Raw genomic sequence first — 19,750 nt, 5'->3', positions numbered from 1 at the left:
CCGGGTCACGAAACCCGATCCGACCCAACGGGCCCTTCCACCCGGCCCACCAACCTGGCATCGAGACTGCCCATGTCGTATCTCAAGGATTTCCCCAACCCGGAAGGCTACTTCGGCGAATTCGGCGGCGCCTTCCTGCCGCCGGAACTGGAACCGCATTTCGCCGAGATCAACCACGCCTATCGGACCCTGGCGCGCTCCGGCGATTTCCTGAACGAACTGCGCTACATCCGCAAGCACTATCAGGGGCGCCCGACGCCGGTGTACTACGCCCATAACCTGAGCCGTTCGGTGGGCGCGCATATCTATCTCAAGCGCGAAGACCTGAACCACTCCGGCGCGCACAAGCTGAACCACTGCATGGGCGAGGCGTTGCTGGCCAAGCACATGGGCAAACGCAAGCTGATCGCCGAGACCGGGGCCGGCCAGCACGGCGTGGCGCTGGCCACTGCGGCGGCCTACTTCGGCATGGAATGCGAGATCCACATGGGCGAGATCGACATCGCCAAGGAAGCACCCAACGTGACCCGCATGAAGCTGATGGGGGCCCAGGTGGTACCGGTCTCCTTCGGTGGCCGCTCGCTGAAGGAGGCCGTGGATTCCGCCTTCCAGTCCTACCTGTCGCAGGCGGACGAGGCCCTGTTCGCAATCGGGTCCGTGGTCGGGCCGCACCCGTTCCCGCTGATGGTGCGCAACTTCCAGTCGGTGGTGGGCATCGAGGCGCGCGAACAGTACCTGGAGATGAGTGGTGGCGAGCTGCCGGATCACGTGGTCGCCTGCGTCGGCGGCGGGTCCAACGCCATGGGCATGTTCGCCGGCTTCATCGAGGACGCCCAGGTGCAACTCAACGGCGTGGAGCCGCTGGGGCGCGGCACCCAGCTCGGCGAGCACTCCGCCACCATGACCTACGGCAAGCCGGGCATGATCCACGGCTTCAAGTGCATGCTGCTGGCCGACGAGGAAGGCAATCCGGCCCCGGTCCACTCCATCGCCTCCGGCCTGGACTATCCCGGCGTCGGCCCGGAGCACTCCTACCTCAAGACCACCGAGCGCGTCGCCTACCACGCCATCAACGACGACGCGGCCCTGGATGCCTTCTACCAGCTCTCGCGCACCGAGGGGATCATCCCGGCCCTGGAAAGCGCCCATGCAGTGGCCTGGGCCATGAAGCACGGCCGCGAGAACCCGGGCACGACGATCCTGGCCAACCTCTCCGGTCGTGGCGACAAGGACATCGACTACGTCGCCCGCGAGTTCGGACACGGATAGCCCGCCGCGCCAATACGGCTCGAAGGCGGCGCTACGGGAACTTCAGGCCAGGTTGCGCCGGTCTCAGTCTTGTTGACCACGGGCGGAGGCCTCGCGATGGCAGGCGGATGGGCAAAAGACGGTGCGGAGCAGGAGCAGATCGACAACACGGTCGAGGACGCCCTGCAACGGGTGCGCAGCCAGATTCCCACCGGGGAAGGTCTGAAAGAATGCGAGGAATGCGGGGCGCCGATTCCCGAAGGCCGGCGCCAGGCCCTGCCGGGCGTACGCCTGTGCGTGGGCTGCCAGGAGGCGGAGGACGCGGCGCAGCAGGCCACCAGCCCCTACAACCGGTGGGCCTCCAAGGACAGCCAGCTGCGTTGATCTCGCCCCAGGGAAACACTGATCAATGTACACGCTCGCGTTGGCAGCCCAGGTTTTCCGAGACAAGGCGCGTCGTGCAGCGGGTAGTGGTTCTACCCGCTCGTTTTTGATGTCTTCGGGGCGCAACGCAGGATCGGGGAACCCGGGGCACCAACCCCACAAGCTATTGAAAGACGGGGCTCGGCCGCCCGTTGTTGATGAAAACGGGCGCGGCAACGGCGTTGCGGCTCCCTTGTGCAGAATGACCGCACGGCAGTCACCGCGCCTTGTTCGCACGCAAAAGCGACTCGAGCGCGAGCGTGTACATCAATCAGTGTTCCCCTAGAGATACTTCATCCGGCCCCGGATGGACTCCAGGTCGGACGCGACGTCCTTAAGGTTCGCGCCAGCGTCGTCACTGCCAACCACCAGCCCCTTGCCGGAAACCGGGATCACGCTGTCGATCTGAAAGCGCCCGGTGGTTCCGCGCAGGAAGCACTCTTCGTCGAAGAACAGGCGATCACCATCCGGCCCGATCTCGTCGGACTCGAGCGTGTCGTACCCGATCAGCCGGGCGATGTCGTCACGCCCTTGGACGTCCACCGCTTCGATCGTCTGCTGCTCCGGATCAATCAACAAGGCCTTCATTCGGTTCCCCTATGCACATGGGTTCATCGTCGCTACTACGGTAACGGTGCGTGGACCGCGGGGCCACTGCGAGCAGGCCCTGTGTGCGCCTGCCGCCCCCGGGAGACGCGGATCCGTGTCCCCATAACGCCCGTGCAACCAATCGGCCAAAGGGCTTTGCAATTTGCCGATTGCCCGTCTTTACTCAACGAGGTCGCCGCGCGCCGAGGCTGACGCAGGCACCCGATAAAAACAAGAAGCGAGGAGGAGACGGTGAACGAGAATCCGCACGATCTCGAAGAGCAGAAAAAGGAACTGGAAGCCGAATACGACACCGACCACGAGATTGGCGAGCAGAACATCAACCCGCTGGGGCTGGATCTGCACAACCCGGTCTTCGTGGTCAGCGCGCTGCTGATTGTCGTATTCGTCATCCTGTCCCTGGTCTTTCCGGAACAGGCGAACGAACACCTCGACAACACGCGTCAGTGGATCGGCCGCACCTTCGACTGGCTGTTCCTGTCGGCCGGCAACATCTTTGTCCTGTTCTGCCTGGCCCTGGTCGTCCTGCCCATCGGGCGCATCCGCATCGGTGGCCAGGACGCCAAGCCGGAATTCTCGGTCATTTCCTGGTTTTCGATGCTGTTCGCCGCGGGCATGGGTATCGGCCTGATGTTCTGGAGCGTCGCCGAACCGGTGGGCTACTTCACCGAATGGTTCGGTACACCGCTGGGGATCGAAGGCGGGACCGAGGAATCCCGGCAGGCGGCGCTCGGGGCGACCATGTATCACTGGGGCCTGCATCCCTGGGCGATCTACGCGGTCGTCGGCCTGGCGCTCGCGTTCTTTGCCTACAACAAGGGCCTGCCACTGACTATCCGTTCGGCGTTCTATCCGATCCTCGGTGAGCGCATCTGGGGCCCGATCGGCCACGTGATCGACACCCTCGCCGTGCTCGCCACCATGTTCGGTCTGGCCACCTCGCTGGGCCTCGGCGCGCAGCAGGCCGCCTCAGGCATGGAGTTCCTGTTCGGCATCGATTCCGGCCTGAACACCCAGGTCGCCATCATCATCGGTGTAACCATCATCGCCCTGCTGTCGATCATGCGCGGCATCCATGGCGGGGTGAAACTTCTCAGCAACATCAACCTGCTGTTCGCCGCGCTGTTGCTGCTGTTCGTGATGATCGCCGGCGGCGTCCTCGCATTCCTCTCCAGCATCGGCACCACGGTCACCGGGTATGTGCAGTACTTCATCCCGCTCAGCAACCCGGTTGGGCGCGAGGACGAGACCTTCTACCACGCCTGGACCATCTTCTTCTGGGCCTGGTGGATCTCCTGGTCGCCGTTCGTCGGCATGTTCATCGCCCGCGTGTCCCGCGGCCGCACGGTACGCCAGTTCGTCACCGCCGTACTGCTGGTGCCGACCCTGGTCACCGTGGTCTGGATGAGCGCCTTCGGGGGTTCCGGCCTGGCCCAGGCGCGGGACGGCATCGGGGCCCTGGCAGACGGCATCTCCGACTCCTCCCTGGCCCTGTTCCAGATGCTGGAGCACCTGCCGTTCACCGCCATCACCTCGTTCCTGGCGATCGCCCTGGTGCTGGTGTTCTTCATCACCTCCTCGGACTCGGGCTCCCTGGTGATCGACTCCATCACCTCGGGCGGCAAGACCGACGCCCCGCAATCCCAGCGCCTGTTCTGGGCCACCACCGAGGGCGTGGTTGCGGGGGTCCTGCTGGCGGTTGGCGGTGCGGCGGCCCTCAATGCATTGCAGGCGGGGGCGGTGAGCACCGGCCTGCCATTCGTCATCGTGCTGCTGCTGATGTGCGTCAGCCTGATGAAGGGACTGTTCCACGAACTGGCCCTGATCCGCATCGAGGAAGCCAAGACCTGACGCCGGCCCCCGTCTGGATGGCCACCACAGGCCATCCAGCCTCCCCACCCGGCCCCCGCGCCCGCCGGTCTCGGCGCCGCGGGGGTCGTTCCGTTCGGGACAACCACCCCCGGAATCGGGCATCCTCTCGCGGATGAGTCCACACGCCCCGGCCCAACACCCATGAGCCTCCGTCAAGCGGTCGCGCGACACCCGCTGCTGGCCGGGCTGGCCTTTCAGGCCGCGCTGATCCCGCTCGCCCTGATCCTGGCCCGGGTGGCCGGCATCCCGCTCGACGAGCGAATCGACTGGAGCCTGGAGGCCGCCGCGCTGGGCATCCTTGCCGTGTTGCCCATGCTGATGCTGCTCGGCACGCTCGCGATCAGCGGCTGGGAACCCTACCGCGCACTGGCCGACCAGGTGCGCGATTTCGTGCACCAACTCTTTCGCCACGCCCTGCCTGGCGCCGTGCTGCTGATCGCCATCCTCGCCGGCGTGGGCGAGGAGCTCCTGGTGCGCGGCGTGCTGCAGGGCTGGCTGACCGAACGCTGGTCACCCGAGTGGGCGATCGTCGCCGCGGCGATCGTGTTTGGACTCGCCCATTCGATCAGCCGCCTGTACTTTGTGTTCGCCACCGTCATCGGGCTCTACCTCGGGGTGCTCTATCACCTGACCGGCAATCTGCTGGTGGTGATCGTCGCCCATGCCCTGTACGACTGGATCGTCATCCACTGGTACTTGCGTTCCCGCGATGCCGGCAGGGGCGGCGCATGATCGTCCAGCAATTATCCAGGGGGAACGGGCCCGCCAAACCCCGCCTTGCCACTGCTGGATGACCATCCACGGGCGGGGGGTCGACGTCACCGACTGCCTGCCCCGGGAACACGCGTCATGCTTCCAGACTGCGGGATCGGTGCACTGGCGCGCCGCAACGAGGACAGGTTGGGCGCGATCAGCACGCGCCCGGGTCACGGCCCGCGCGCGTCTGTTCCATGAATTGCGCCAGGCGCGCCGGCCGCCCGAGATAAAAACCCTGCACCAGATCACAGCCCAGAGCGCGCAGGCGGTCGAGGGTTTCCTGATCTTCCACGCCCTCGGCCACCACGCTCAGGCCCATCTTCTGGCCGAGCCCGATCATGGATTCCACGATGCGCTGGTGCGGCCGGCTGGACACCAGTTCGTGGACAAAGGTCATGTCGATCTTGAGCTCGTCGAGCGGCATGCGCAGCAGCCGCTCCATCGACGAATAGCCAATACCGAAGTCATCCATGGACACCCGCAAGCCCAGGTCCTTCATTCCGTGCAGGGCCGCACGCGCCTCGGCGTCGTGGCTCTCCATCATCGCGGTTTCGGTCAGCTCCACCGTGACGCTCTCCGCCGGCACCTGCCAGACCTCCAGTGACTGGGCCACCAGATCCACCACCTCCCGTTCCTGCAGGTCATCGGCGGAAAAGTTCACCGAGATCCCCGCGTCCAGTCCGGCCTGGCGATACTCGGCACACTGGCGCAGGGCCGTGTTGAAGACCCAGTGCGTCAGCCGGGGCATCAGGTCCGTTCCCTCCGCCGCCCGCACCATGGTGTCCGGACGGATCGAGCCATACTGCGGGTGATCCCAGCGCAACAGGGCTTCCACCGATTGCACGCAGCCCGATGCCAGCGCGACCTGTGGCTGATACTCGAGGTGCAGGCTTCCCTCCTCGATGGCCTGCCCCAGCTGGGACCACAGATCCACGCCCTCCAGCATGGTTGCCGCCGCCTCCGGGGCATACAGGCGCAGGCGCGCCCGAGCCCGCCGCGCCTGCCGAACTGCAGCATAGGCGTGAGCCAGCAACTCCTGCGGGGCAGCCATCCGGGGGCCCGCCAGAGCCAGCCCGGCACGCGGCCAAAGCAGCACCTGCCGCTCGCCACAGGCAAACGGTTCACTCAACACCCGCAGCATCTTGTGGGCCGCCAGCTCGGCGAACCCACTCCCGGCCACGGCCGGCTGCACACAGGTGATCTGATGGCGTCCAGTGATACCGACCAGGCCGTCCGCCAGGGCGCGGGCCAGCGCCTGACCCGCGTTCCGGATCAGCTCGTCTCCCGCGGCATACCCCAGGGCCGCGTCCACGTCCCTTAGCCCCTCCAGTTCGATGACGGTCACGGCTGCTTGCGCCCCGGCCTCCTGCGGGCACGGGGAAACCCCATCCAGGGCACGGAGAAACTCTTGATAATCCAACAGCTTCGACATCGGCAGAGTTCCGGCGGCTACGCCCATGCGGCGAAATCAGTAGATGCGGATCCCATGTACGGAATGCGCACCTACTCAAAGATAATAGCGCGCCGGATCGACCCCGTAGGCACCCGCCGGAAGGTCGCGCAGGATCTGCCGCCGCGCCCCCTCGGACTCCGGCGCGTGCGACCCCAGATCCAGCTCCCACGGGTCGGGATACGGCATATGGGACGGATCGAGGATGCGCATCACCCGGGGCATGAAGCGCTGCGTACGGCGGTGACTCAGCACGATCGCGACCTCGCCGTTATCCAGCTCCACCAGGCTGCCCACGGGAAACAGCCCCACGCAGTGGGTGAACTGATCCACGAGCGCCGAATTCAGCCCCCAGCGCGCGTTCTCCCGCAGTTCCTTCAGGGCCTCGAAGGGGGTCCCGGCCAGGCCGCCCTCCGTCAGCATCTCCTCGTAGGAATCCACGATAGCCGCCATGCGCGCATAGGCGCAGATCTGGTTGGCTACCAGACCCCGTGGGTAGCCACGCCCGTCCTCGCGTTCGTGGTGCTGGGCGACAATGTCGCGCACGCCCTCCGGGATCCCGTGGGAGCGCTGCAGGATCGCCTCGCCATATTCCACGTGGCGCTGAATCTCGCGCCGCTGATCCGGGGACAGCCGCGTGCGGCGCCCCAGGAGCGTCCGCGGCATCTGCATCTTGCCGATGTCCATCAGCAGACCACCCAGCCCGAGGATCGACAACTCGGCTCGATCCAGCCCCATGTGCCGGCCCAGCGCCAGAAGATGGATCGCGACATTGAGCGAGTGGGCGTACAGCACATCGTCCGAGTGGCTCAGCCTGGCCAGCAGCAGCAGGGCATCCGGGTTGCGTTCCACGCTCTCGCGCAACGCCTCGGACGCCTCGCGGGCCGCCGCCAGACGCACCCCGGGTTTGCGCTCCATGCCGGCACGGATCTGCTCCAGCACACGCCCGGCAATCGCCTGAGCCTCCTTGGCCGCCGGGAGCTCCTGCTCCACCGAGCAGTGATCGCGATACACCGTCATGCCTCGGAACTGGGCGGCCTCGGCCGGGCTCGAGGCCGTCACGGCAGTCCGCGTGGACGCCGCGGCCGATGGCAGCCGGCTCAGCGACGCCGGCGCGCTCTTCTCCAGATCAACGAACACATGCACACAATGGCGAGCGAGCTCGTCGATATCGTCCTGCGAGCGAATCCGCACCCCCTCGACCAGATAGGGCGTCTCCAGCCACGGACGATCGAGCCGGCTGACGTACATACCAACCTGCAGATCCGAAACCGGGATCTCCTGCTGTAACAGTCCCCAGGGCATACCACTGTTGTCCAACTGTCGCATCTGGCCGCCATAATGTTCGACCAGCTTTGCATCATCTCCACCTTAGCGCCACTTATCGAGGGGCAACAGCGATTGAGTGCAGAATCCGTTAGTCGTTCGCAAAAGCCGGCATCCGGCGGCCCCATCCGGGCGGACTGAGGGGGAGCGATCTACACTGTGCAGACCGCCCCCACCCGCGCGCGTCCGCGGGTGGGGGCGGCGTCAATCGCGCGCCTGCCGAATGGCCAGAGCCATCTGATTGCGAACGGCCTTCAGGGCCCGCAAGACCGTCGGTTCCACGGCTGCGCCGGCCGGCAATTCCAGATACAGCAGCCCGATACAACGATCGCGCACCGCCAGCGGCAGCAGGAGAAAACTGCGCGCATCCAGGGCCTGGCGAAACTCGTCGGGGATATAGCGACTGATCGAGGCCTCGTGGCTGTCGGTGATGACCAGGTCCTTCTTCTGTTCCAGGGCCAGCGACAGGATGTCGCCCTTGCCCGCGAGCGCGAGTCGCAGCCGTCCGGACAGCGTCTCGGCATCCTTTCCGAAGGCGGTATGCGCCACCAGCACCCGATGCTCGCGATCGGCGAGCATCAGCATTACCCGCCGCAGACCGAGTGTCTGGTACAGGGTCTCGAGCGTTGTCTGCATCAATGTGTTCAGCTCGAATTCGCCCACCATGCTGTCCAGCATGTCGGTGAGGGTCTCCATCAGTGCCGCGGCCTGGGCGGCGGGATCGGCGGTTGCGGCTGCCGCCGCTTCGCCGCCCCCGTCCGCGGCTTCGATATCCGCCGCGTCGCTGTCATCGATCTGCACACCCAGATTCGCCTTCAGCCGGTTCAACGGCTCGCGGCCCTCCGGCGGCAGCTTGACCACCGTCAGGAAGTGATCCATATGCTCGCGCCCGGACTTGATGGCCCGCTGCATGCCGCGGGCATCCACGCCCAGGGCACGTTCGTAGCGCCTGCGCAGATCGGTCAGCAGAGCGCCCTGCTGGTCACGATCCGCCTGGGTAATGCATTGCCCCATCTCCGACGCCAGGGTGACGATGCGATGCAGGCGCTGGTCGGCATCCCGCGCGGCCGGCAGCGTGCCCGAGGGAGCCCGTTCCACCGACGTAACGATCTCGCGCGGGAAGTTCCAGTCCTCCAGCACGCTGCGCGCCAGGGCCTCGTAGGAGATCCCCAGGACCTGGCGGGCGGCACTGCCCTCACCCGTACCCTGACCCACACGAATGCGGATTTCGTCCGCCTCCTCCGGCAGGTAGTACAACACCAGCATGCGACCAATATCGTGGAACAGCGCGCAGACGAACGCCCGCTCGCTCTCCACCCCGCCGACCTGCTCCGCCAGATCACGCGCCAGCATGGCGCTGAACAGGGTGCCGACCAGCGCCTCCATCAGGCGTCCGGAATGACGCCCGCCCTTGAGGTTCTCGAACAGCACCAGCCCGAGCGCCGCCGTGCGCACCTGCTCGAAGCCCAGCAGCACGATCGCGCGCGAAACGGTGCGGATATTGCCGCCAAAGTTGCTGTAAAAGGGTGAATTCGCCAGCCGAAGCAGCTTCTGCGTGGTGGCGTAGTCCTTCAGCACGGCATTCGACAGCTCGGCCACCGAGCGCTTCATCGTGTCGTCGGAACACTGGGTAATCTCGCGGATGTGGCTGGAGATGCCGGGGAAATCAGGCTTGCGTCGGATCCGCCGCAGGATGAAGTCCTGCGATCCGTCGCCCGTCTGGCCTTCGCCCTCGACGGCCACCACCAGCGCCTCGCGAAACTCGCGGGCCGATGCGAAACGTTCGGCGGGATCCGGGCGGGTGGCCCGGAGTACCAGGGCGTCGAAGCGTTCGTCGCCATTGCCGGTGCGACCGGAGGGTGGCTCCAGCGCCCCCGCCTGCATCGCCTGCCGGATCGCCGCGGGGCTATCACCGGCAAACGCGCGCTCGCCTGTCAGCATCTCGAAGAACAAGGCCCCCAGGGAGAACACGTCGGACCCTTCGGTCGCGGCCTCATTCGCCAGCCGTTCCGGCGCCAGGTAGTAGGGTGTATCCGGCAGGTGGCTCTCGCCACGCGCGGCCACGTCGGGCAGCGCCATGCCCAGCCCGGTGATGCGCGCATGTCCCTCGGGGTTCACGGTCACGTTCGCCGGCTGCAGGGCCCCGTGCAGGATGCCCTGCTCGTGCGCCGCCGCTGCCGCATCCAGCAGCTCGCGCATCAGGGCCAGGGCGCGATCGATCGGCAAGGGTCCGCGCGCCAGGATCTGCTCCAGGGTCTCGCCCTCGACGTACTCGAACACCAGGTAGACGCCGTCGGCGTAGTCCCCCGCCTCGAAGATTGGAGCGATGTTCGGGTGCCGAAAGCGGCTTAACCGGCGGGCGTCTTCAAGCAATGCCTGGCGGGTCGAAGCGTCCGCCGCGACGTTGGTCAGCGTTCGAATCGCGACCTGCCGATCCAGCAGCGGGTCGTGCGCGACATAGAGCCCGTCGCGGGCACTCGTACCCAGCGTCCGCGTGATCCGGAAGCGTTCGATCTCGGGCACGGCCATGCGGTCAACCATCGGCCACCCCCCGATTCCCCATGTCCACGTTATCGACCCGAGCGATTGTCAGCCCCACCATGTACGGATCCATCCGTCTTCTCCTTGTAATTTCAGCGGGGCCCACCCCGGCCCCCTACCGACCCTCCGAGGAGGGCCTCCATCTCAATCAGCTGGGTCGCGCGCGTGTTCCTTGAGGATGTCCAGCGGGATCACCGCCAGGGTCTCCTCGTGCGTCGCGCGCAGGAAGACCCCGGGCGCCGCCCCCGCCCGGTAGGCCTCCAGCCAGCGCGCGGCGCACAGGCACCAGCGATCCCCTGCCTCCAGGCCGGGGAAGCCGAATTCCGGAACTGGCGTGATCAGATCATTCCCCCGTGCCAGGGAGAAATCGAGAAACTCGCGGGTGAGGTCGGCGCACACGGTATGCATGCCCTGGTCGTCGTAGCCGGTGGCACAACGGCCGTCGCGATAAAACCCGGTGACCGGCCCGCGACTGCAGGGCTCCAGGGCCCCGCCAAACACGTTCTTCGAGGGAAATGGCTGCATTGAGGGAATCTCCGTCTGCTATTCCTACAGGATAACGGAGACCCGGCCTCCCAACGCGAGCGTTTACTCCATCCGGGGGAATTCAGTCGGCGTCCGGCCAGCCCCATTCGTCCAGAAACGCGCGCAGGTTCTCGGGCTGATAGTCGACATCCTGCCGGTAGCGTTCCAGGGCACTTGGATGCACCTCGGTCGGGTGACCCGACTGGTACAACGGACGCCGATAGCGCCGTCGCAGGCGATAGATGTGCCGCCGCGAGCGGTGCAGCGACGCCAGCGGGTCGGGGCGCAGGTTATCCGGCAGATACCCCTCCACTTGCAGTCCGGCCATCCGGGCTTGCTCGATCATCCACGCCAACGGGGCCTCTGACGCGAGACGCCCCTCGGCATCCGGGGCGTAGCCGCCGCCCACGTCGGCATGCACGCCACTGAACCACAGCTGCTTCAGATCCAGCCCCGGGCGCGGATCCCACAGGGTGGGCCCAAAGTCGGCTCGTGTCTCGTCGATCGCCATGGCTTGGCGGGCGATGCGCACGTTGGGCCCCAGCTTGGTGTCGTAGAACTCGTCCGTACGATCGAACATTCCCAGCAAAGAGAACGGGATTCCCAACGCGCCGACCGTATCCCAGACGCCAACAAAGCGGATCTCCCGCGAGGGATGTGCATGTTTCGCGCGAAAGGTACGCGAGGCTTCGCCCTCGGGCGCATGGCTGGCGCCGGTGTTCTTGTAGTGCCGAAAGGCCTGCTCGATCAACCGTGCATCCGGGCGCTTCAGGACCCCGCAGTTGTTGATCAAGCCGCACAGGCTGCGAACGGTGTACGCCCCGCGGCTGAAACCGAACAGGAATATCTCGCTGCCGGGGGCGTAGTTCTGCACGATGTAGCGATAGGCATCCTGGATGTTCTTGTGGATGCCACGTCCGGTCACACCACCCGAGATCTTTGCGTAGTACGCCCCCACGCCCCAGTCGTAGTAGACCTGCTGCGGGTCGCCCATGGCATCGACGGGCGCAATGGCCCGCGCCAGGCGCAGGACATTGGTCGGCACGTCCGACTCGATGTCCTCCTCCGGGCGATTCCAGGTTCCGTCCGCACAGATCACGATCCGTCGTGTCATTCGCTGGTCTCACATCCTTGTCGTCGGGCGGTCCCGGCGATCATTCAGCGCACGGCAGGCCGCCGTGTGATGCCCCCCCTCAGGAGCCGATCTCGATCCGGCGCACGCCCGGCCGGGCGTCATCCTTGCGCCGGGGGATATCGATCTTCAGAACACCGTTCTTGAACCGCGCCTGGATGGCATCGATATCGGCGTCCCCGGGCAGGCTGAGGATACGGCGAAACTGTCCGTAGGCCCGCTCCACACGATGATAGCCCGCGTCATCTTCCTCGGTCTCCTAGGGAAACACTGATTCATGTACACGCTCGCGCTCGAGTCGCTTTTGCGTGCGAACAAGGCGCGGTGACTGCCGTGCAGTCATTCTGCACAAGGGAACCGCAACGCTGTGCGCGCGCAAAAGCGGCCGAGCCCCTTCGGGGTTGGTACCCCAGGTTCCCCGATCCTGCGTTGCGCCGCTTACAGGTAGAACCACTACCTGTTGCACGACGCGCCTTGTCTCGGAAAACCTGGGGTGCCAACGCGAGCGTGTACATGAATCAGTGTTTCCCTAGCGCTTCTCGCCGGAGATGATCAGGTCGTCGCCATCCACCGTCAGGTCGATCGCGTCCTCGTCGATCCCCGGCACCTCCACCGTGATCCGGTAGGCCTTGCGGCTCTCCGCGATATCCACACTGGGCTTGAGCAGCAGCGAGGCGGCGGCATCACCCCCGCGCATCCCGAGGGCCGAGCCAAAGAAGTCCTCGAACATCCGGTCCATCTCGCGGTGCATGCGCATCAAGGGGTCGGCGCCCTCGCGCCGAGCCGGCACGACCTCCGGACTCGCGGTCTCCTCGCGCTTGAACCAGTTCCACGGCTTGAGCTTTTGCAGGTCCATGGTGATCACCTCCGTTGCAGATCCTGTCTACCGAGTTAACTAGGTCGCGGAGAGGGCCTTTTCAAGCCCTGCGAATCAGCCCCCCGAAAATCGGCTAGCCGCACCGGCTGACGCCGGGCGCCCCAGTTGCCGGGGCGCGCCTCGAACACCCCGGGCACCGATGCCCCGCAGGCGTTGCAACAGCCATCGGCGGTCAGGTTCCAGCCCGACAGCTCATACCCGTCGCGGCCAATCACGCGTTGCCCGCACCCCGCGCACCAGGTGCTCTGGCCCTCCGTGTCATGCACATTGCCGGTGTACACGTGATGCAGACCCTGCTCGCGAGCGATGCGCCGCGCCCGCTGTAGCGTCTCGATCGGCGTGCGCGGGTGTTCGGTCATCTTGAAATCCGGATGGAAGGCGGTGAAATGCAGCGGCACATCCGGCCCCAGATGCTCCCGGACCCATTGCGCCATGGAGGTGATCTCCACATCGCTGTCGTTCTCTCCCGGGATCAGCAGCGTGGTGATCTCGACCCAGGTATCGGTCTCGTGCACCAGCCATTCCAGGGTGTCGAGTACCGGCTGCAGATGGGCCCCGGTCAGTTTGTGATAGAAGCGCTCGGTAAATGCCTTCAGGTCCACGTTCGCCGCATCCATGGCGGCAAAGAATTCGCCGCGCGCCTGCTCGGTGATGTAACCGGCCGTCACGGCCACCGTGCGGATATCCCGCGCGCGGCAGGCCGCCGCCACGTCGATGGCGTACTCGTGGAAGATCACCGGGTCGTTGTAGGTAAAGGCCACCGCGCGACAGTCCAGCGCCTCGGCGGCACGTGCAATGGTCTCGGGATCGGCGCGATCGGCCAGCGTGTCGATCTCGCGCGACTTGCTGATGTCCCAGTTCTGGCAGAACTTGCAGGCCAGGTTGCAACCGGCCGTGCCGAACGACAGCACCGGACTGCCCGGGAGGAAGTGATTGAGCGGCTTCTTCTCGATCGGATCCACGCAGTAGCCGGAGGAACGCCCATAGCTGGTCAGCACCACGGCATCGTCGAGATTGGCGCGCACAAAGCATGCGCCGCGCTGTCCGGGCTTCAGCTTGCAGTAGCGCGGGCACAGATCGCACTGTACGCGGCCATCCTCCAGGGCATGCCAGTAGCGCGTGGCGACGGTGAATGCGTCGTGTTCGGGGATGTCGTTCATATCCAGTCCAGACCGTGATTCATGGTCTTGAATATGAGGACACAATCCCAATATTCAACAACATAATGTTTGATGGAGCCCCCCCCCAATGACGGCACAGCCCCGCATCCGCGAGCCCGCCATCGCGGGCCAGTTCTACCCTGCCGATCCCGAGGAGCTGCGCGCCACGGTCACCCGCTTGCTCGATGCCGTCCCACTCGTAGCGGACGCGGCGCCGCCCAAGGCCCTGATCGCGCCGCATGCCGGCTACCCGTACTCCGGCCCGGTGGCGGCCTCGGTCTATGCGCACATCCGCCCCCTGGCGGGGAAGATCCAGCGCGTCATCCTCTTGGGTCCGTCGCATCGCGTGCCCTTCCGCGGCATCGCGACCACTACGGCAACGGCCTACCGCAGCCCGCTGGGAGACCTCCCCGTGGACCACGAAGCCCTGGAAGCCATCGCGGACCTGCCCGGCGTCCAGTTACTGGACATCGCCCACGGACCGGAACACAGCCTGGAGGCCCACCTGCCGTTCCTGCAGGTGGCACTGGGGACATTCGAACTCGTCCCGCTGGTGGTCGGGGATGCCTCGTCCGAGCAGGTCGCGAGCGTGCTCGAACGGCTGTGGGGCGGCCCGGAGACCCTGATCGTCGTGAGTTCGGATCTCTCCCACTTTCACGACTATGCCACCGCGTGCCGCCTGGACACGGCCACCACCCGTGCCATCGAACAGCTGGACGAACACGCGCTGGGGCCGGAACAGGCCTGCGGCTGCCGGCCGCTGGCGGGCTTGTTGCGGCTCGCGCGACAGCGCGGTCTCACCATCACCACACTGGACCAGCGCAACTCCGGCGACACCGCCGGCCCGCGCGACCAGGTGGTCGGCTACGGCGCCTGGATGCTGCAATGACGCACGCCATCGACCTGCCCGCGCCGGCGCGCGAGCGCCTGCTGCAACTGGCCGCGGATGCCATCCGGCGGGCCGCGCACCATGCCCCCGCCCGCCCCATTGCACTGGAACAGGAGCCCGACCCGCTACCCGATCCCGGCGCCAGCTTCGTCACCCTGAAGCAAGGGGAAACCCTGCGCGGCTGCATCGGCACGCTGGAGGCCCACCGGCCCCTGGCTGCGGACGTCCTGCACAACGCTCGCGCGGCGGCGCTCAATGACCCGCGCTTTCCGCCGCTGCGCACGTCGGAACTGGCCGGTCTCGCCTATTCGGTCACGTTGCTGACCGCTTCGCGACCCATGGAGGCCGCGCAGCGCAAGGGCCTGCTGGCTCAGCTACAACCGGGCCGGGACGGCCTGGTCCTTCAGGCCGGAGCGCGCCGCGCCACCTTCCTCCCTGCGGTCTGGGAACAACTGCCCGACCCCGAGACCTTCCTCGATGCCCTGCTGCAAAAGGCCGGGCTGGCGCCGGGCAGCTGGCCCGACGGCCTGCAGGCCTGGCGCTACGGGTCCCTGGAGGTTGCCGGTGAACTTTGAACCGAGTGTGACGCTGTACCTGATCGTCGCCACCGTCGCGGTCTCCCTGCTCGCATGGCAGAACCCGCGCTGGTTGCAGGCAATGATCCATCACCCGCCATCGGTGCAGCGCGGCGAATACTGGCGCCTGGTGACCCACGGTTTCATCCATGCCGATGGCACCCATCTCGCGTTCAACATGATCACGCTGTTTTTCTTCGGCATGGCCATGGAACGCGTGCTGGTGCCCGCGATCGGCATGGGCGGCTTCGTGCTGTTCTATCTGGCCGCCATCGTCCTCGCCAGCCTGCCCAGCCACCTGCGCCATCTGCGTGACCCGGGCTACCGCTCGCTGGGCGCTTCCGGCGCGGTCTCCGCGGTGCTGTTCGCCTACATCCTGCTGCAGCCGTGGTCGCTGTTGTTCGTGTTCTTTATCCCGGTCCCGGCCATCGTGTTTGCGGCGCTCTATGTCGGCTATTCGCTCTATGCCCAGCGCCAGAATCGCGACAACATCAACCACAGCGCCCACCTGTGGGGCGGCGCCTGGGGCATCGCCTTCATGCTGTGGCTGGAACCCGGCCTGCTGGCGCGGTTCTTCCAGGAACTGCTCTCGCCCCTCGGGTGACCCCGGTTACTTGTCGCACGCCCCGGGCAGTTCTAGCCTCTGCGCACTTTCCTCCCCGACACCGCAGGATCCCGCCATGCAAGACGCCATCGCCACGCTCCCAAAGGTCGAGCTGCACCTGCACATCGAGGGCTCCCTGGAACCCGAGCTGATGTTCGCCCTGGCCGAGCGCAACGATGTCGATCTCCCGTATGCCTCGGTCGAGGAGGTTCGGGCCGCCTACCAGTTTCACGACCTGCAATCCTTCCTCGATATCTACTACGCGGGCGCTTGCGTCCTGCTAACCGAGCAGGATTTCTACGATCTGACCTGGGCGTACCTCGAACGCTGCCGGGACGACCACGTCCGCCACACCGAGATCTTCTTCGACCCGCAGACCCACACCGAACGCGGCGTGCCCTTCGCCACGGTCATCGACGGCATCCACCGCGCGCTGGCCGACGGCGAACGGGAACTCGGCATCACCAGCCGCCTGATTCTCTGTTTCCTGCGCCACCTGAGCGCCGAGGCCGCGATGGAGACCCTGGAGACCGCCCTGCCCTGGCGCGAGCACATCCACGCAGTCGGGCTGGACTCGGCCGAATTGGGCAACCCGCCGGAGAAATTCCAGGCCGTGTTCGAGCGCGCGCGGGCCGAGGGATTCCCCGCCGTCGCGCATGCCGGCGAGGAGGGACCACCGGACTACATCTGGCAGGCACTGGACCTGCTCAAGGTCGCGCGCATCGACCACGGCGTCCAGGCCGAGCAGGACCCCGACCTGATGCAGCGCCTGGCGCGGGAGCAGATCCCGCTGACCGTCTGCCCGCTGTCCAACATCAAGCTGTGCGTGTTCGAGCGCCTGGAACAACACAACCTGAAGCGCCTGATGGACGCGGGGCTGTGCGTCACCATCAGCTCGGATGACCCGGCCTATTTCGGCGGCTACGTGGGGGAAAACTTTCGCGCCACGGCCGCGGCCCTGCAGCTGGACCTGGATGACCTGGAAAAACTGGCACGCAACGCCGTCGACGCCGCGTTCCTGGAAGCCAGCGAAAAACAGCGCCTGCACGACGAGATCGGCGACTGGCGGGCCCGGCACGCCGCCTGAAACGCGAGTGCGGGTCCGGGATTCCTATCCGGAGAAGCGCGTCGGGCGGGCCGGAAGACGCCCCTTCGCCACCAGGCGCTCGATGCGGGTGAACACCTCTCCGCGGCCGAAGGGTTTCTTCATGAAGTCGTCGGAGCCGATGCGATCGAGGAAGAACTGCTCGACCGCGTCCTCGTTGCCGCTGATCATGATCACCGGCACCTTCGCGGTGGCGGGGTCCCGGCGCAGTTGACGCAGCATGGCAAACCCGGTCATCCCGGGCAGGAGGATATCCAGGAAGATCAGGTCCGGTGGATTCTCGCGCGCCAAAGCCAGCGCCTCCTCGGCATCGCCGACGCCAATCGGCTCCAGCTCGTTCTGCTTGAGCATGCTGGTGAGCAGCGCGACCACCGTGCGCGAATCATCCACCACCAGCACCCGCAGCCCGCGAGCGGCCTCCTGGCGTGCCTTTGTACGCCGCTCGCCGGCCTTGCCGAACCGCAGCAGACTCCCCATTCGCTGCATGTAGCTCATGCCGGACTCCTTTCCCCTGGCCGTAGTGTTTTGTCGCACGCCAGATGACCGCATTGTTCCCGTGCCCGCACGCCCTGTCCAGCGCGCCTTGACGGCCCGTTTGAAGCCCGGCGCGAAGACGCGCATTATCCGGATTTGCCTGCGGATCACTGAATGGAGTCAGGACCCAGCATGACGGCAGACACGCTCCGACCGCCGGTCACGACCGCGCCCCGGCGAGACCGCCCAATGGACGGCCGGCCATGAAGATCCTGGTCGTCGACCACTCCCGTGTGTTCCGGGCGCTATGGAGCCGTCTGGTCCTGGCCGCCGGCCACAAGCCGATCATGGCCGCAAGTGGTGCGGAGGGCCTCGCCCGCATCGAGGAAAACGACCTCGAGCTGGTCTGCGCCTCCATTACCCTGCCCGACATGAGCGGGATCGAGTTCTGCCGCCAGGCACGCGCCAAACCCGCCGGCCATGATCTGCCGCTGATCCTGCTGACCACCAAGCAGGACCACGACATACGCCGCGCGGCCTTCGAGGCCGGCGCCACCGATCTCCACGACAAGACCAACATCCGTGACCTGTTCCACCAGGCCGCACGCTACGGCCGGCCGGTGGAACACGCCCACGAGGGGCATGTGCTGTATGTCGAGGACAGCCCCACCGTCGCCCGGGTGATGACTCGCATCCTCGAGGGCATGGGTCTCGAAGTAGCGCACTTTCGCAGCGCCTCCGCCGCCCTGACTGCCTTCGACGAGGGCACCTGGGATCTGGTCCTGAGCGATATCCTGGTCGAGGGCGACATCAGCGGCATGGGGTTGGTCAGCCGCCTGCGCCACCGCTTCCCCGACAAGACCAGCCTGCCGATCGTCGCGATGTCCGGCCTCGACGACCCGAACCGACGCGCCGAGCTCTTCCGCCTGGGGGTCAACGACTTCGTGACCAAGCCGGTGCTGGAAGACGAGGTCCGCGCCCGCATCGGCAACCTCCTGGCGAACAAGCGCCTGCTCGAGGAAGTCCAGAGCCAGCGCCAGAAACTCTACGACATGGCGATGATCGATCCCCTCACCGGCCTGCGCAATCGTAATGTCCTGGCCGAATGCGCCGTACGCTTCTTCACCGAAGCCAACCAGAAGGACATGGCCCTCAGCCTGATCCTGCTGGATATCGACCATTTCAAGCAGATCAACGACAGCCACGGCCACCTGGTAGGCGACGAGGTCCTGGTTGGCGTGGGCGAGTTGCTACGTACCACCGGGCGCGAGGCCGATGTCGCCCTGCGCTTCGGCGGCGAGGAATTCCTGCTGGTCCTGCCCGAGTGCGACCTGTTCGATGCCCATACCCGTGCCGAGGAGCTGCGCCAGCAACTGCGCGAACTCAAGCCCGCCGGACTGACCATTACCGCCAGCTTCGGCGTGACCAGTCGTCCCTGCGGTCGCGAGATCGACATGAACGACCTCTTCCGGGTCGCCGACCAGGCCGTCTACCAGGCGAAGAGCGAGGGGCGTGACTGCGTCGTCTCGCGCACCCTGGATGCTGGAGCCGAATCCGACTTCCAGGACGCCCACGCCGCCGACGACTCGCCCGGGCTGGGGCAACCGACCCCGGAACCGTCTGTCTGAGACGCGGACCAGGCCCGCCACTCAGCCCTGGATACGCCAGCTGCCGTCCGGCTGCCGACAGGCGGTCCCGTACACCTGCTCGGTCTGACCTCCGACCACCGCGTCGATGGTGTATTCGCGGCACGGGCCGGCGGTGGTCTCGTAGGTCCGCGTCGGCACCACGGTGTACTGGTTGCCGCTGTCGGGATTGACCCACCGCGAGGGCACACCCGTCCGCACACTCTCCAGGGTCTGGGCCGTCTTCAACCGGTCGACCTCGTCCATGGACTGGCCCACCGAGCCACCGATCGCCGCGCCCGCGAGGGTGCCGGCGATGATCGCCGCGGTCCGGCCACGCCCGGAGCCGACCTGCGAGCCAAGCACGCCCCCCAGCACGCCGCCGATCACCATCCCGGCCTGTTCCTGCGACCCCTGATAGGTCGCACAGCCGCCGAGACCCAGGACCGCCGCCAGGACAATCACGAAAGAAACATTGCGCCACATGAGCATTCCTCCACCGGCGACCCGTATCCGAACCCGTGGGGGACCGGGACCCGTACCGGCTCTGGCGTCCCCC

General features: G+C 66.4%; 18 protein-coding genes and 2 pseudogenes. 9 read left to right on the top strand and 11 right to left on the bottom strand.

All coding sequences use genetic code 11. The features are described from left to right. Positions 1-72 precede the first annotated feature (72 nt). Together trpB and D579_RS0100915 are read left to right on the top strand one after the other, a co-directional pair. Positions 73-1,269: a tryptophan synthase subunit beta gene (gene trpB, locus D579_RS0100920; RefSeq protein WP_018950813.1), complete on the top strand. Its 1,197-nt coding sequence runs from the start codon at positions 73-75 to the stop codon at positions 1,267-1,269. A 96-nt stretch (positions 1,270-1,365) separates the two neighbouring features. After that, entirely contained in the window at positions 1,366-1,632 is a 267-nt protein-coding gene (locus tag D579_RS0100915; protein WP_018950812.1) for a DksA/TraR family C4-type zinc finger protein, read from the top strand. Between the two features lie 321 nt (positions 1,633-1,953). Here D579_RS0100915 and D579_RS0100910 read toward each other — a convergent pair whose 3' ends face one another. After that, on the bottom strand, positions 1,954-2,259 hold the full coding sequence (locus D579_RS0100910) for a hypothetical protein (protein WP_018950811.1): 306 nt from the start codon (positions 2,257-2,259) through the stop codon (positions 1,954-1,956). Positions 2,260-2,511: 252 nt separating this feature from the next. Between D579_RS0100910 and D579_RS0100905 the strand changes: the two genes are divergently transcribed. Together D579_RS0100905 and D579_RS0100900 are read left to right on the top strand one after the other, a co-directional pair. Beyond that, complete coding sequence (locus D579_RS0100905; RefSeq protein ID WP_018950810.1) at positions 2,512-4,131, top strand: BCCT family transporter; 1,620 nt, start codon at positions 2,512-2,514, stop codon at positions 4,129-4,131. Positions 4,132-4,293: 162 nt separating this feature from the next. After that, on the top strand, positions 4,294-4,884 hold the full coding sequence (locus D579_RS0100900; RefSeq protein ID WP_018950809.1) for a CPBP family intramembrane glutamic endopeptidase: 591 nt from the start codon (positions 4,294-4,296) through the stop codon (positions 4,882-4,884). A 178-nt stretch (positions 4,885-5,062) separates the two neighbouring features. Here D579_RS0100900 and D579_RS0100895 read toward each other — a convergent pair whose 3' ends face one another. The 8 genes and pseudogenes from D579_RS0100895 to amrS all read right to left on the bottom strand — a co-directional run bounded on the left by D579_RS0100895 (position 5,063) and on the right by amrS (position 13,919). Beyond that, entirely contained in the window at positions 5,063-6,340 is a 1,278-nt protein-coding gene (locus tag D579_RS0100895; RefSeq protein WP_018950808.1) for an EAL domain-containing protein, read from the bottom strand. A gap of 75 nt (positions 6,341-6,415) precedes the next feature. Beyond that, positions 6,416-7,663 (bottom strand): HD domain-containing phosphohydrolase, encoded by a 1,248-nt coding sequence (locus tag D579_RS0100890; protein WP_051074759.1) that lies wholly within the window; start codon positions 7,661-7,663, stop codon positions 6,416-6,418. 225 nt (positions 7,664-7,888) lie between these two features. Further along, a complete protein-coding gene (locus D579_RS0100885) occupies positions 7,889-10,213 on the bottom strand; it encodes an HDOD domain-containing protein (RefSeq protein ID WP_018938101.1) in 2,325 nt (774 codons plus the stop codon). A gap of 156 nt (positions 10,214-10,369) precedes the next feature. Continuing rightward, positions 10,370-10,750, bottom strand: coding sequence for a DUF2237 family protein (locus D579_RS0100875; protein WP_018950806.1), 381 nt, complete (start codon positions 10,748-10,750; stop codon positions 10,370-10,372). 82 nt (positions 10,751-10,832) lie between these two features. After that, positions 10,833-11,864 carry a DUF2235 domain-containing protein gene (locus D579_RS0100870; RefSeq protein ID WP_018950805.1) on the bottom strand — a complete coding sequence of 344 codons (1,032 nt, stop codon included), beginning with the start codon at positions 11,862-11,864 and terminating at the stop codon, positions 10,833-10,835. A gap of 79 nt (positions 11,865-11,943) precedes the next feature. Next, positions 11,944-12,126, bottom strand: a pseudogene (locus D579_RS14105) (Hsp20/alpha crystallin family protein); the annotation flags it as partial. Positions 12,127-12,414: 288 nt separating this feature from the next. Beyond that, positions 12,415-12,738: pseudogene (locus tag D579_RS14100) on the bottom strand (Hsp20/alpha crystallin family protein); the annotation flags it as partial. Between the two features lie 35 nt (positions 12,739-12,773). Further along, positions 12,774-13,919, bottom strand: a complete 1,146-nt coding sequence (gene amrS, locus D579_RS0100860; RefSeq protein ID WP_018950803.1) for an AmmeMemoRadiSam system radical SAM enzyme — start codon at positions 13,917-13,919, stop codon at positions 12,774-12,776. Between the two features lie 88 nt (positions 13,920-14,007). On the opposite strand from amrS, the gene amrB reads away from it, so the two are divergent. The 4 genes from amrB (at position 14,008) to D579_RS0100840 (ending at position 17,074) form a co-directional block, all read left to right on the top strand. Further along, a complete protein-coding gene (amrB, locus tag D579_RS0100855; protein ID WP_018950802.1) occupies positions 14,008-14,808 on the top strand; it encodes an AmmeMemoRadiSam system protein B in 801 nt (266 codons plus the stop codon). Further along, the gene (amrA, locus tag D579_RS0100850; RefSeq protein WP_018950801.1) at positions 14,805-15,383 is read left to right on the top strand and encodes an AmmeMemoRadiSam system protein A; all 579 of its coding nucleotides are present in this window, start codon (positions 14,805-14,807) and stop codon (positions 15,381-15,383) included. The genes amrB and amrA overlap by 4 nt, the downstream gene beginning before the upstream one ends. Continuing rightward, the gene (locus D579_RS0100845; protein WP_018175744.1) at positions 15,373-15,987 is read left to right on the top strand and encodes a rhomboid family intramembrane serine protease; all 615 of its coding nucleotides are present in this window, start codon (positions 15,373-15,375) and stop codon (positions 15,985-15,987) included. The genes amrA and D579_RS0100845 overlap by 11 nt, the downstream gene beginning before the upstream one ends. 76 nt (positions 15,988-16,063) lie before the next feature. Beyond that, entirely contained in the window at positions 16,064-17,074 is a 1,011-nt protein-coding gene (locus D579_RS0100840; protein WP_018950800.1) for an adenosine deaminase, read from the top strand. Between the two features lie 24 nt (positions 17,075-17,098). Here the strand turns inward: D579_RS0100840 and D579_RS0100835 are convergent, their stop codons facing one another. Then, positions 17,099-17,587 (bottom strand): PleD family two-component system response regulator, encoded by a 489-nt coding sequence (locus tag D579_RS0100835; protein ID WP_018144221.1) that lies wholly within the window; start codon positions 17,585-17,587, stop codon positions 17,099-17,101. A gap of 242 nt (positions 17,588-17,829) precedes the next feature. Between D579_RS0100835 and D579_RS0100830 the strand changes: the two genes are divergently transcribed. After that, positions 17,830-19,194, top strand: a complete 1,365-nt coding sequence (locus D579_RS0100830; RefSeq protein ID WP_018950799.1) for a diguanylate cyclase — start codon at positions 17,830-17,832, stop codon at positions 19,192-19,194. Between the two features lie 21 nt (positions 19,195-19,215). Here D579_RS0100830 and D579_RS0100825 read toward each other — a convergent pair whose 3' ends face one another. Further along, positions 19,216-19,677 carry a glycine zipper 2TM domain-containing protein gene (locus D579_RS0100825; protein ID WP_018950798.1) on the bottom strand — a complete coding sequence of 154 codons (462 nt, stop codon included), beginning with the start codon at positions 19,675-19,677 and terminating at the stop codon, positions 19,216-19,218. Between the last annotated feature and the right edge of the window lie 73 nt (positions 19,678-19,750).

It is taken from the genome of Thioalkalivibrio sp. AKL12 (genome assembly GCF_000377925.1).
In the GTDB taxonomy this organism is placed as follows: domain Bacteria; phylum Pseudomonadota; class Gammaproteobacteria; order Ectothiorhodospirales; family Ectothiorhodospiraceae; genus Thioalkalivibrio; species Thioalkalivibrio versutus.
Note: the sequence above shows the minus strand (reverse complement) of the source record. Positions and strands in the feature narration are given on the sequence as shown.